This is a genomic window from Pseudomarimonas salicorniae (assembly GCF_023156535.1).
In the GTDB taxonomy this organism is placed as follows: domain Bacteria; phylum Pseudomonadota; class Gammaproteobacteria; order Xanthomonadales; family Xanthomonadaceae; genus Pseudomarimonas; species Pseudomarimonas salicorniae.
The window spans coordinates 198341-211617 of the sequence record NZ_JALNMH010000008.1 but is presented as its reverse complement, the minus strand read 5'-3'; the positions used below and the strand labels follow the sequence as shown (position 1 = coordinate 211617).

Annotated in this window: 9 protein-coding genes and 1 tRNA gene; 5 read left to right on the top strand and 5 right to left on the bottom strand. The window is 69.0% G+C overall.

All coding sequences use genetic code 11. The features are described 5' to 3' along the window. The first annotated feature begins 23 nt into the window (after positions 1–23). The 3 genes from M0G41_RS10995 (at position 24) to M0G41_RS10985 (ending at position 4273) form a co-directional block, all read left to right on the top strand. Positions 24–824: an SDR family NAD(P)-dependent oxidoreductase gene (locus M0G41_RS10995; RefSeq protein ID WP_248209243.1), complete on the top strand. Its 801-nt coding sequence runs from the start codon at positions 24–26 to the stop codon at positions 822–824. Positions 825–892: 68 nt separating this feature from the next. After that, positions 893–3091 (top strand): S9 family peptidase, encoded by a 2199-nt coding sequence (locus M0G41_RS10990; protein ID WP_248209278.1) that lies wholly within the window; start codon positions 893–895, stop codon positions 3089–3091. An 18-nt stretch (positions 3092–3109) separates the two neighbouring features. Further along, positions 3110–4273, top strand: coding sequence for a GGDEF domain-containing protein (locus M0G41_RS10985; protein WP_248209242.1), 1164 nt, complete (start codon positions 3110–3112; stop codon positions 4271–4273). A gap of 502 nt (positions 4274–4775) precedes the next feature. Here M0G41_RS10985 and M0G41_RS10980 read toward each other — a convergent pair. Then, a complete protein-coding gene (locus M0G41_RS10980) occupies positions 4776–5189 on the bottom strand; it encodes an NUDIX hydrolase (RefSeq protein ID WP_282452866.1) in 414 nt (137 codons plus the stop codon). Positions 5190–5195: 6 nt separating this feature from the next. After that, a complete protein-coding gene (locus M0G41_RS10975; RefSeq protein ID WP_248209240.1) occupies positions 5196–6953 on the bottom strand; it encodes an acyl-CoA dehydrogenase family protein in 1758 nt (585 codons plus the stop codon). A 154-nt stretch (positions 6954–7107) separates the two neighbouring features. Between M0G41_RS10975 and M0G41_RS10970 the strand changes: the two genes are divergently transcribed. Beyond that, a tRNA-Phe gene (locus M0G41_RS10970) sits at positions 7108–7183 on the top strand. 604 nt (positions 7184–7787) lie between these two features. Here M0G41_RS10970 and M0G41_RS10965 read toward each other — a convergent pair. Then, positions 7788–8831 (bottom strand): ornithine cyclodeaminase, encoded by a 1044-nt coding sequence (locus M0G41_RS10965; RefSeq protein ID WP_248209239.1) that lies wholly within the window; start codon positions 8829–8831, stop codon positions 7788–7790. 141 nt (positions 8832–8972) lie between these two features. Here M0G41_RS10965 and M0G41_RS10960 point away from each other — a divergent pair, with 141 nt between their 5' ends. Then, positions 8973–9392 (top strand): Lrp/AsnC family transcriptional regulator, encoded by a 420-nt coding sequence (locus tag M0G41_RS10960; protein WP_248209238.1) that lies wholly within the window; start codon positions 8973–8975, stop codon positions 9390–9392. 614 nt (positions 9393–10006) lie between these two features. Here the strand turns inward: M0G41_RS10960 and pbpC are convergent. Beyond that, on the bottom strand, positions 10007–12346 hold the full coding sequence (pbpC, locus tag M0G41_RS10955; RefSeq protein ID WP_248209237.1) for a penicillin-binding protein 1C: 2340 nt from the start codon (positions 12344–12346) through the stop codon (positions 10007–10009). A 110-nt stretch (positions 12347–12456) separates the two neighbouring features. Next, a complete protein-coding gene (locus M0G41_RS10950) occupies positions 12457–13266 on the bottom strand; it encodes a 3-hydroxybutyrate dehydrogenase (RefSeq protein ID WP_248209236.1) in 810 nt (269 codons plus the stop codon). Positions 13267–13277: the final 11 nt, after the last annotated feature.

Sequence of the window (13277 nt, the reverse complement as noted above, 5' to 3'; positions counted from 1 at the left end):
TAACCGAAAGCGAAGGGCAGGGGATGGCGCAGCGACGCGTACTGATTACCGGGGCAGGCTCCGGCCTGGGGCAGGCCATGGCGATTCGCCATGCGCGCGCAGGAGACCAGGTGGCCTGCGTCGATCGCGACGCCGCGCGGGCCAGCGCCACTGCGGCCTCCCTGCCCGGAACCGGGCATGCCGATTTCGTCGCCGATGTCGGCGACGACGCGTCGATGGAGGCCCTGCGCGACGCCGTCCTCGCCCGCTGGGGCGGCGTCGACGTGCTCTACAACAACGCCGGCATCGCCAGCGGCGGCTGCATGGCCGCCACGACCATGGACGAATGGCGCCGTCTTCTCGACATCAACTTGCTCGGCGTCGTCCGCGGCTGCCTGGCCTTCCTGCCCGGCATGCTGGCGCAGAAGGGCGGCCACATCCTCAACACCGCGAGTTTCGCCGGGCTCGCCGGAGCACCGAACATGATGACCTACGGCGTCTCCAAGGCCGCCGTGGTAGCCCTGTCCGAGCAGCTGCGGGCCGAGCTGATCGACGAGGGCGTCAAGGTCTCGGTGATCTGCCCGGCCTTTTTCCAGACCAATCTGCTGGAAAGCTGGCAGGGCGATCCGCGGATGAAGAAGTTCGGCGAGAAGATGATGACCCACGCCGTGGACACCCTCGACAGCGTGGCGGACGCGGTCTTCGCCTCGGCCCAGCGCGGGGAGTTCCTGATCCTGCCCACCCGCCAGGAACCGATGCGCTGGCGGCTCAAGCGCTGGCTGCCCGGCCTCTACTTCCGCAAGCTGAGGGCGATGGCTGCCGGGATACGGGGAAAGCAGGCATGAGCGCCGCGCTCCGCGTCCGGCGCGCCGTCCTGCTCGCCGCCTTCCTCGTTTCCCCTGCTGCCATCGCCATGACCGAGTCCGATTCCACTCCGCTGACCCTCGAGGCGATCACCGGCGACCGGCCGCTGTCCGGACCGACCCTGCTGCAGCCGGCCATCTCGCCGGACGGCAGGCGGGTCAGTTTCCTGCGCGGCCGCGACGACGACCGCAACCGGCTCGACCTCTGGGCACACGACATCCGCAGCGGAAAGAGCGCGCGGCTGGTCGACTCCGATTTGCTGTCGTCGGGCAGCGAGGAGTTGTCCGACGAGGAGAAAGCGCGCCGCGAGCGCCAGCGCATCGCCGCCCTGTCAGGCATCGTCTCCTACCAGTGGGGGCCGGACTCGAAGCGCCTGCTGTTCCCGCTCGGCGGTGAGCTGTACCTCTATGACCTTTCCGCCCGGGGCGACAGGGCGGTGCGCCGCCTGACCAGTGGCGAGGGCTTCGCCACCGATCCCAAGTTCTCGCCCAAGGGCGGCTACGCCAGCTTCATCCGCGGCCGCAACCTGTGGGTGGTGGACATTGCCAGCGGCAAGGAGCGCCAGCTGACCTTCGACGGCTCCGCCACCATCGGCAACGGCGTCGCCGAGTTCGTCGCCGACGAGGAGATGGGCCGCCACACCGGCTACTGGTGGGCCCCGGACGACTCCGCCATCGCCTATGCGCGGATCGACGAGAGCCCGGTGCCGGTGCAGAAGCGCTACGAGGTCTATGCTGACCGCACCGAGGTCATCGAGCAGCGCTATCCCGCCGCCGGTGAGCCCAATGTCACGGTGAAGCTGGGTGTGGTGGGGCCCGATGGTGGCGCCGAGCCGCCCGAGACGCGCTGGATCGACCTTGGCCCCGAGCAGGACATCTACCTGACCCGGGTCGACTGGAAGAATCCCGGCACCTTGACCTTCCAGCGCCAGAGCCGCGACCAGCGGCGCCTCGACCTGGTCGCGGTGGACCTTGCCAGCGGCAGGCAGGAGACCCTGCTCACCGAGACCAGCGACAGCTGGATCGAGCTGCATGACGGTCTGCGTTTCCTGAAGGACGACAGCCTGCTCTGGCTGAGCGAGCGCTCGGGCTTCCAGCACATCTATCGCATCGATGCCTCGGGCGCCAAGGCGCTGACCGATGGCGACTGGATGGTCGAGGACGTGCTCGGCGTCGACGAGAAGGCCGGCGTTGTCTACTTCAGCGCGACCCGCGAGTCGGCGATCGAGCGCCACGTCTACTCGGTGCCGCTGGAAGGCGGCGGGATCCGTCGCCTGAGCACGCGGCCGGGCTGGCATGACGCGCGCTTCTCGCGCGACGCGAAGGTCTATGTCGACACCTTCTCCAGCCCCGAGCAGCCGCCCGAGGTCAGCCTGCACGATGCCTCCGGCAAGCGCATCGCCATGCTGCTGGAGAACGACCTCGCGGCGCCGGATCACCCCTATGCGCCGTACCGGGATGCGCATCGGCCCATCGAATTCGGCACGCTTGAGGCGGCCGATGGCAGCACCCTGCACTACAGCCTGATCAAGCCGGCGGGGTTCGATCCGGCGCGCCGTTATCCCGTGGTGGTCTGGGTCTACGGCGGACCGGCCACGCAGACCGTCACCCGCAGCTGGTCGACCCGCGGCGACGCCTGGTTCAACCAGTATCTTGCCCAGCAGGGCTACCTGGTGTTTTCGGTCGACAACCGCGGCACGCCCCGCCGCGGGGTCGATTTTGGTCGGGCGCTGTTCCGCGAGCAGGGCAGGGTGGAGGTGGAAGACCAGCAGCGCGCCGTCGCCTTCCTCCGCGAGCAGCCTTTCGTCGATGGCGAGCGGATCGGCGTGTACGGCTGGTCGAACGGCGGCTACATGACCCTGATGCTGCTGTCCAAGGCGGCCGATGACTATCGCTGCGGCATCGCCGGGGCGCCGGTGGCCGACTGGGGGCTGTATGACACCCACTACACCGAGCGCTACATGGACCACCCCGAGCGCAACCCGGAAGGCTACCGGCTGAGCCGGGTCGCCACCCATATCGAAGGCCTGCGCGACGATGCCCTGCTGCTGATCCACGGCATGGCCGACGACAATGTGCTGTTCAGCAACGCCACCGCGGTCATGGCCGACCTGCAGCAGCGCGGAACCCGCTTCGAGCTGATGACCTATCCCGGTGCCAAGCACGGCCTGCGCGGCAAGGATCTCCTGCACCGCTACCGGGTCAGCGAGCGCTTCTTCGATCGCTGCCTGCGACCGGCCGATGGCTGACCAGAGGGGGCGCGGAGCATGATCGAACTCCTGCTCTGGCAGTGGAGCACCGCGGTCCAGATCTCCTCGACCCTGCTGATCGCGCTGTTCTTCATTGTCTACGCCCGCTCCGCCGAGCGTCCCGAGTTGCGTTGGTGGGTGAACGCCTGGACGGCGAATGCCCTGGCCATGACCGTGACCTGGGCGTTCTGGATGATTCAGCCCGGTGACGTCGCCAAGCCGTTCCTGCTGGCGCTCTACTTCACTGCCAAGACCGGATTCCTCGTGCTGATCCTGCTCGGCGTCATCGGTCTGGACCGCGTCGAACGGGCGGCCAGGCTGCTGCTTCCTCTGGGTGCGGGGGTGTTGGTGTTCGGGCTGGCTGGCGGCGCCCTGATCACCCAGCTGGAGACGATCGGCGTGTTCCAGGCGTCGCTTATCGCGGTCATCCTCGGGGTTGCCTGCTGGCAGTGTCTGCGCCGGCCGCAACAGGGCCTGGGCTGGCTGGCGCTCGGCTGCGGCATGCGCGCGGCGCTCGGCGCCGCCGAAGCGATCGGCTACGGCTGGCGGCGGTTCGGCGCCGAGGGTAGCGTTCCCGACCAGGTGGGCGTGTTCCTCGCCGCGCACTCATCGTTCGACACCGGCGCGGAATGGGTCATCGCACTCGGCTGTGTGCTGGCCATCACCCACCGGGTCCATGCCGAGATGCTCGACAGCCATGCCGAGCTCGGGCGCGCGCACGAGGCGCTGAGGGTCGTCGCCGAGCGCGATCCGCTGACAGGCCTGTACAACCGGCGCATGCTCAAGCCGCTGCTCGAGGCCCATCGCGACCGCGATCTGGAGGTCCTGTTCCTCGACCTGGACGAGTTCAAGCGGATCAACGACACCCAGGGCCATGACATTGGCGATGCCTGCCTGAAGCGGTTCGCCGACGCCCTGCGCAAGCACCTGAGCGGCGCGCTGGCCACGATTCGCTTTGCCGGCGACGAGTTTGTCGTGATCGGGCCTCCCGGGATGAGCGCGGATGTCCTGCCGGCCCTTCGCGAGGAACTCGCCCGCTCCGCCCCCGGCCTGCCCGCGCTCGGTGTGAGTATCGGACGCACCGTGCTTCCCCGCGGCGGCGCCGCGGACAAGGCCCTGCGCGAGGCCGATGCCGCGATGTACCGGGAAAAGGCCTCCCGCCCGGACCGCCGGCAAGGGTGATCAGAGCACCCGATGGCGCGGCACGGGCGCGAACCGGACATTCATAGGGTGCGGCTTGCCGCACCGGGCGTACCGTCCGAACGCCCATATCGGTGCGCCAAGGCACACCCTATGAGGCTCACTGACGCCCAACGAAGCCCGATTGTAGGAGCGCACATGGGCGCGACCGCGGCGTGACGTGTTTTCCACAGACCGCGGCCAGAGCGAACCTCCGCGGTCGCGGCCATGTCCGCTCCTACGAAAGGCCCGCCGATCCGAAGCCGCGGCGAACGTCCGCTTCGCGCCCTTCTGGCGCGTCTAGATCCCGCCAGCTTCGACCGCATCCCCGAAATCCAACGAGATCCGACTGTGGGAGCGCCCTTGGGCGCGACGGCAGCGCTACGGATTCACCACAGACCGCGGCCAGAGCGCGACTCCGCGGTCGCGCCCAAGGGCACTCCCACAGAAAGCCGCTCCATGTTTGATCGGCCGCGGCGAACGGCCGCATTGCGGCCCGAATCGGTCAGTCAGCGGGCGGCGCCCCAACAAGGCTTGGCAATCGGTCGCGGAAGAAATCGTGGTGTTGCCGGAAAGTCGGGGTCAGGTCGAAGAATGCCCCGGCATCCACCCACCGGTATGCAGCGACCTCGGCGGGATCGGGTCGGAGTTCGCCGGCGAGACGGGTAACCTGCCACCAGTCGATCCGCAGCCGGCCGTCGTCGCTGTGGCAATGCCAGACCTCGCGCTCGGCGCTGACCTCGAGGCCCAGCTCCTCCTTCGCCTCGCGCACTGCGGCTTCAGCGGGACTCTCTCCGGGCTCGACCCAGCCCGTGGGCGGAGACCAGAAGCCGGGGCGGGGTACGCCCTCGGCGCGGCGGATCAGCAGCATTCGTCCCTGCTCGACCAACACGATGGCTACCGCCTGCCGGCCCCGCATCGGGGCTCAGAGCACGTCGAAAGGATAGGCGCCGCGGCCGAGCAGGTCGCCGGCCAGGCGATCCACGGAATCATCCTCGTTGCGCTCCATGCCCTTCACGCAGCGGAACATCCGCCGCCTCGCCTGGGCGGTGAAGATCTCGACGATGCGGATCGCCTGGTCCGCGCCCTCGGCGTTCGACTTGGCCAGGGTGTCGGCCCGGGACAGCGCGCACAGTCCGACGAACAGGTCCATGGCCAGCTCGCCGAGCCGCTTCAGCACGAACTGCTGCTCGGTGATCCCGCGGCGGTGTTCGCGCAGCGCCTCGTCGGACACCCGCGACAGCTCGTTGGCGTATTTCTCGTAGACCTTGGCGCAGGTGGCCAGCCGCGGCGGCAGCTGGCGCAGGATGCGGTCGGCTCCGAATCCCGTGCTATGGCTGATCCGCCGCTGTGCGTAACCCGACAGTACGCCGAAGCCCTTGATCGGGTCGTTGAAGATCGAGCCTACTGCCGCCTTCAGCTCGCCGAGCTGGGCGCCGACATCCTTCAAGCCGGATAGCGCGACGTAGAGGCGCAGGATCTCGTTGGTACCCTCGAAGATCGACAGGATGCGCGAATCGCGAACGATCTTCTCGTACGGGTACTCCTTCATGTAGCCGTTACCCGCGGCGATCTGCAGGGCCTCGTGTGCGCAGCGCTGGATCGCCTCCGAGGCGAATACCTTGCTGATCGCCGCCTCCAGCGAATAGTCCTCGACGCCCGAGTCGATGTAGTGGGCGACCATGAACACCGTGCTCTCGGCGCAGAAGCAGTCCACCGCCATCTGCGCCAGCTTCTCGCGGACCAGGCCGAACTCGGCGATCGGCTTGCCGAACTGCTTGCGGTCCTGGGCCTGGGCGGTGGCCAGCCGGATCAGGTTCTTCATTGCGCCCACGGCGCCGCCGCCAAGGCCGGTGCGGCCGTTGTTGAGGATCGACATGGCGACCTTGAAGCCCTTGCCCTCCTCGCCGAGCAGATTTTCCGCCGGCACCCGCACGTCGGTGAAACTGACCGTGGTGGTGCTGTTCGAGCGGATGCCCATCTTGTGTTCGTGTGGGCCGTGGGCGACCCCGGGCCAGTCCGCCTCCACCATGAAGGCGCTCATCTTCCCGCCCTCGCCGTCGGTGCGCGCAAACACCGTGTAGAAGCCGGCGATGCCGCCATTGGTGATCCAGATCTTTTCGCCGTTGAGCAACCAGCTGCCGTCGTCCTGCTTCTCCGCCCTGGTCCGGATCGAGGCGGCATCCGAGCCGGCACCCGACTCGGTCAGGCAGAACGCCGCGATCAGCTCGCCGCTGGCCAGCCGCGGCAGGTAGCGGGCCTTCTGCTCGTCTGTGCCCCAGAGCAGAAGCCCCTTCATGCCGATCGAGGAGTGCGCGCCGATGGTCAGTGACACCGAGCTGTCGTGTCGCGAGGTCTGCCCGAGCACGCGCGCGTAGGCTGCATTGCTCAGTTCAAGGCCACCATGCTCCTCGGGGATGATCAGCCCGAACAGGCCCATGTCGCGCAGGCCCTGGATGAAGGACTCCGGCTGCTCGCCGTGTTCGTCCCATTCCTTGAGCTGTTTGGCGTGGGCGTCGAGGAAGTCGTCGATGGCGTCGACCATGGCCCCGAGCATTTCCCGGTCGCGCTCGCGCATCGAGGGGTAGGGGAACAGGTTCTCCTCGAAGATATCGCCGAAGAACAGCTGTTTCGCCGCGCTGCGGTCGCGGCGCAGGGTCGGGGCGGCAGTCGGCTCGGCCATTGGGGAGCTCCTCGCTGTCGAATTGTTGGCGGCCAGTGTGGCAGCCACAGACCGAGCCCGCCATCGCCTGCCATCGCGTGTTGCCCCCTTGACGAGAAGGAGCCTTGCCGCTTTAATGCGCGTCTTCACCGCGGCCGTTCGGCCCGCGGTTCCTGGCCAGGTAGCTCAGTTGGTAGAGCAGGGGATTGAAAATCCCCGTGTCGGGGGTTCGATTCCCTCCCTGGCCACCATCCCCTTCAGCAGACCTGAGCACTCCGGCGATCTCCGCCGTCGAGGCTCCGTTCCCATCTCACCCCCTTCGGGTGCTGCGCGACGCATCCCTGCGCCGCGTCCTTCGGACTCGCTGCGCTCGCGACGTTTGCTCCTGCAAACGTATCGATTCCCTCCCTGGCCACCATCTCCGGAATCCTTGCGCTTTCGCCGCCTCCTCGATTGAGGAAGCCTGGGCGATCTCACCCCCGAGTCGGGTGCTGCGCGACGCATCCCTGCGCCGCGTTCTTCGGACTCGCTGCGCTCGCGACGTTTGCTCCTGCAAACGTATCGATTCCCTCTCTGGCCGACACTACGCCGCCGTTCCGAAGCGCCCGGGCAGGCTGTGGTAGGAGCCAGCTTGCTGGCGAACAGCGCCCGCCGTAGGCCGATCGCCAGCAAGCTGGCTCCTGCATGCGGTGCGAACAGAACGTCGGAAGGGTGGCTGCGCGCGGCAGGGTTTGCCGCGTACGGCGGACCGGCTGCGCCTGCAGCCCCCCTGCGCGCCCGCAGGGCGGGCAGGGGGAGGCTGGGAGGGGTTTACGCAGGCGCCAAGAGCGTCAGGCTCTTCGCAGCGCCCCGCAATCAGGCCGCGCGCACCTTCGCCGGCGCCAGGCGCAGCAGTTCGCCGTAGAGGTCCTTCGGATTGGTCGGTGCGGCGATCAGCGGGATCTGCTCGCCGATGCCGTACTGCCTTGCGAAGTCGCGCAGCAGGCGCAGGGCGGAGTAGTCCTCCAGCGCGAAACCGACCGAGTCGAAAACGGTGACATCGTCCGGGCTGCGCTGGAAGCTCGCCGGGTCGACCAGCAGGGTCCACAGCTCGGTGACCGGAAAATCCGCCGGCATCTGCTGCAGGTCGCCCTCGATGCGCGTCTGCGGTTCGAACTCCACGAATACGCGGCTTCGACGCAGCACCTCGGCGTGCAGCTCGGTCTTGCCGGGACAGTCGCCACCCACGCCGTTGACGTGCATGCCCGGCTCGATCATCGCCGGAGTCAGGATCGTGGCGTTGGTCTTGTCCGCGGTGACGGTGGTGACGATGTCGGCGCCGCGCACGGCCTCGGCGGTGCTGCCGCAGACCTTCAGGCGCAGGCCGGGGACCCGGGTCAGGTGGCCAAGCAGCTTGCTGGTCGCCGCCTGGTCGACATCGAACAGGCGGATCTCATCGATGCCCAGCAGATAGTGGAAGGCCAGCGTCTGGAACTCGGCCTGCGCGCCGTTGCCGATCAGCGCCATGCTGCGCGCATCGGGACGGGCCAGCACGGAGGCGGCCATCACCGAGGTGGCAGCGGTGCGCAGCGCGGTGGTCAGGGTCAGCTCGCTGAGCAGGGTCGGTGCGCCGGTGGCCACATCGGCCAGCACGCCGAAGGCCATTACCGTCGGCAGGCCCTCGCGGGTGTTCTTGGGATGCCCGTTGACGTACTTGAAGCTGTACTCATTGGCATCGGCCACCGGCATCAGTTCGATCACCCCGACCTCGGAATGCGAGGCCAGCCGCGCCGACTTCTCGAACTCGGGCCAGCGACGGAAGTCGGCCTCCAGATAGCGAACCATCTGGCGGAGCATTTCGGGCAGTCCGGTGCGGGCGGCGATGGCGGCGACATCGTGGGTGGTGAGCAAGGTGGTCATGGCATCTCCCGGTGTTGGAGCGGCAGGACGCGCCGCTTGCGTTCCATTGTCAGGATCGAGCCGTCAGTGCAAAAGAGAAGTAATGCCAGCTATACGGCAGTATCCTTGCGAATCGTCAGAGGTGATTGACATAATGTACAGATGGATGATCTCGATCACCGTCTGATCGGCCTGCTTCGGCAGAACGCCCGCTCCAGCGTGGCCGAGCTGGCTCAGAAGCTGGGCGTCTCCCGCGGCACGGTGACCAACCGCCTCGGCCGGCTCGAGCGCGAGGGCGTGATCGTTGGCTACACCCTGCGCCTGCGCCCGGAATCCGTCTCCGACGAGATCCGCGCCTGGACCAGCATCGCGGTCGAGGGCAAACAGCACGGCGTGGTCCGCGCCCTGCTCGGCGAGCCCGGCGTGTCCGCCCTGCACGATACGAATGGCCGCTGGGACCTTCTGGCGGAACTCCGCGTCGGGAATCTTGCCGAGCTGTCGACCGTGCTCGAGCGCATCCGCAAGGTCCCGGGCATCAGCGCCACAGAAAGCAGCATCCATCTGCAGAGCTATCGGGCGTAGGGGAAAAATGGGCGCAGAGCGGACCATCCGCAGAACCCGAATGTAGGAGCCAGCTTGCTGGCGATAGGCGCCCCCGACGGGATGATCGCCAGCAAGCTGGCTCCTACACGCAGCGGTGCTGCAAGGTCCGTTTTGCGCCGTAAAGCAGACCTTGCCGCAGTCAAACTGTGGGAGTGCCCAGGGGCGCGACCGCAGCGCTACGCATTCACCACAGACCGCGGCCAGAGTGGATTTCCGCGGTCGCGCCCAAGGGCGCTCCCACACTCGGGCTTCGTTGGGCGTGAGCGAAGCCCCATAGGGTGCGTCTTGGACGCACCGACACGGGCGTTCGGACGGTACGCCCGGTGCGGCCAGCCGCACCCTATGAATGCCTGCTTCGCGCCGTCCTGGCGCGTCTGAATCCCGCCCTCTTTCGACCGCAATCTCGCAATTCAACGAGGCTCGACTGTGGGAGCGCCCTTGGGCGCGACCGCAGCGCATCGGATTCACCACAGACCGGGGCCAGAGCGGTACTCCGCGGTCGCGCCCATGGGCACTCCCACAGAAAGTCGGCCCACCAGATGGACCGGGGCGCAGGCGCACTTCGCGCCCCCCTGCGGCCCTACCCGGGCCGGTCACTCCACCACGAACTCCACCTGCCCATAACGCTGGGTGGCATCCAGGGCGGTGAGGATCTGCGGGCCTGGGTGGTCGAGGCTGAGGGTGAGCGGTTCGCTGGAGGCGGATTCGCCGGCAAGGCGGCCGTTGAGCAGCCAGCGCACGTTGCCGGTGGCGCCGCTGGCGCGGACGCTGGCCTTCGGCGCGTTGGGGTTGCCCGGCGGGCTGCGCAGCCGGCTGCCGGCGTCGATGCCAAGGATGACCAGGGCCTCGAGGGGAGGGCTGTCCTCGAGGCAGTCGGGCGACAAGGGCGGCGGCAGGCTGCGGCGGCGGGTCTCGGCGTCGAGCCAGGGCAGGGCGAGCGCCGGCCATCGGGCCACCGGGTGCAGCGCCGATTGATGGACGCCCCGGCAGAGCGCCGACAGCCTGCGGCCACTGACGCTGTCGATTCGCACCGATTCGATGCGCGGGGGCTGCGCTTCACCCTTCGGTGCGAAGCTCGGTGGAACGGTCTGTTCGAGGATGAGGGCCTCCAACCGGCGATGGCAGTGCGCGGGATCGGTGTCGCGAACCCGACGGCCGAGCGGCCAGCAGATCACGTCGTCCTCGACGCTGTCCGGTCGTGGCAGGGCGGCGCGGCGCCAGTCACGTGGCAGGCCGTCAACCAGACGATGCAGCAGCGGCAGGGCGGAGACGGCACCGAACTGGCCGGGCAGCGGGGTGCCATCCGGTCGGCCGACCCAGACTCCGATGGTGACCGCAGGCGTGGCCCCGATCGCCCAGGCGTCGCGGAAGCCGTAGCTGGTGCCGGTCTTGGCGGCCAGGTCTGGCCGGCCGCCGCGGTCGAACCAGGCATCGTCCTCGCTGCGCTCCAGCATTCGCCGGACGATCCAGGCCGCGCCTGGCGAAAGCAGTCGCCGCCCCGGCTCAGGGGCCTGCGCGCCGGACAGGCGCAGCCGCCGGGCGATGCCGTCCGCGTGCAGGGCGGCATACAGGCCGACCAGTTGGTCGAGCCGCACCTCGCTGGCACCCAGCGCCATGCCCAGATGCGGGGCGGTGCCGCGGGGCAGGCGCAGCCGGACTCCGGCGTGGCCAAGGCGTGCGGCCCAGGGCGCCGGGCCGAGCCGGTCGAGCAGGGCTACGGCCGGGATGTTGAGCGACAGGCGCAGTGCCTGCGCGGCGTCCACGGGCCCCCTGAACCGCTGGTCGAAGTTGCCCGGCCGGTAGCCATCGAAATCCTGCGGCGCATCGACCAGCAGCGATGCGGAGTGGATCAGGCCCTCGTCCAGGGCGAGGCCGTAGATGAAGGGCTTGAGGGTGGATCCCGGCGAGCGCCAGGCGCGCAGCATGTCGACGTGGCCGGCGCGGGTGGCGTCGCCGAACGCGGCGGTGCCGACGTAGGCGAGCGCCTCGAGCGTATCGCTGCGGACCACCAGCGCCGCCGCCGAAGTGCCCTCGGGATAGCGCCGGATCCAGGCCGCCAGCTGGGCCTCGACGCGGCGCTGCAGTTCGGCGTCCAGGGTGGCGTCGATGCGTGCGGATCGCGGGAACTGCCGGCGAAGGCGCTCCGCGGCCAGGGGCGCGAGCATCGGCGGCACCAGGCGGCGCGCGACCACCGCCTCCTGACGGGCAGCGGCGACCCGCTGGGCCGGCCAGTCGCCGAGATCCTGCAGGCGCTGCAGCAGCTTGTCCCGGGCCTGCTGTGCACGCCGCGGATGACGATCCGGGCGCAGCCGGCTCGGCGCCTGCGGCAGCACGGCGAGCAGGGCTGCCTCGGCGTCCGACAGTCGCGAGGAAGGCTTGCCGAGGTAGCCGAAGCTGGCCGCCTCGACCCCCTCCAGGGTGCCGCCGAAGGGCGCATAGTTGAGATAGAGCGCGAGGATCCCCTCCTTGCCGAGATGCCATTCGAGCTGCACCGCGCGGGCCATCTGGCGCAGCTTGCCGGTCAGGCTGCGCGGATGCGGGTCGATGATCCGCGCGACCTGCATGCTCAGGGTCGATCCGCCCGAGACGACCTTGCCGTGCCACAGCCACTGCCCCGCGGCACGCAGCAGGGCCAGCGGATCGACGCCGCCGTGATAGTGGAAGCGGCGATCCTCGTAGCCGATCAATGCCTCGATATAGGCTGGCGAGACCTCGGCCGGGCTGACCGGATAGCGCCAGACGCCGCGCTCGTCGGGAAACGCGCGCAGCGGTTCGCCGTGGCGATCGACGACCACGGTGGCGCGGTCGCTGGCAAGGTCGGGCAGGGGCAGGGGGAACAGCCGGTCCAGCGCCCAGAGCCCCGCGAACCAGCCAAGCAGGGCCAGCAGAACGAGGCGCAGCGGGGTCAGGCGGGGGCGCGGCAGGACGGGCATGGCGAGAGCTTACCGAGCCGATGCGCGGGCGGTGGCGCTGCCCCCGCCAGTTCCCGAACAGCGGAGCTCGCTGCGCTGAACCCTTGTATTGCCGCGAAGCAGGCCCGCCGTTACTGCGCGGTCCAGCCGCCGTCGACCGGCATGGCCGCGCCGGTGATGTTGTGCGCCTCGCGGCGGCAGAGGAACAGGCATAGCGCGGCGATATCCTCGGGCAGGGACATGCGCTGGCTGGGCTGCTTTTCACTGAGCAGGTCGCGCACGCCGGCGGTGCGGTCGCCGCCGGCGGCCTCGGCGCGGGCCTGGATCTGCGGCTCGATCAGCGGCGTCTCCACCCAGCCCGGACACACACAGTTGACGGTGACGCCTCCGCTTGCGCGATCGCCGGCGCGTGCGTACTCCAGCGCGGCCACCTTGGACAGTCCGACCAGGCCGAACTTGCTGGCGACGTAGGGCGACTTGTTTACCGAGGCCACCAGGCCGTGCACGGAGGCGACGTTGAGGACCCGGCCGTAGCCGCGTGCGGCCATGCCGGGCAGGGCGAGGCGCATGGTGTGGAAGGCGGCGCTGAGGTTGATCGCGATCAGCATGTCCCAGCGCTGCGCCGGCATCTCTGCGATGCCCGCGGTGTGCTGCACGCCGGCACAGTTGACCAGAATGTCCGGGGCACGCCAAGCGGCGACCTCGGCCATCATGGTTTCGATTGCCGAGGCATCGCGCAGGTCGGCCGCGGCGAAGCGGACTTCAGCGGCGCCGGCCTTGCTGACCTGCTGCTTGGCTGCCTCGATCTGCGCCGGTTCGCCCAGCCCGTTCAGCGCCACGTGCGCGCCAGCCGCGCCCAGCGCCTCGGCGATGCCAAGGCCAATGCCGGAGGTGCTGCCGGTCACCAGGGCGGTCCGCCCCTCGAGGAAACGCTCACTCATGCTCTGCTCGT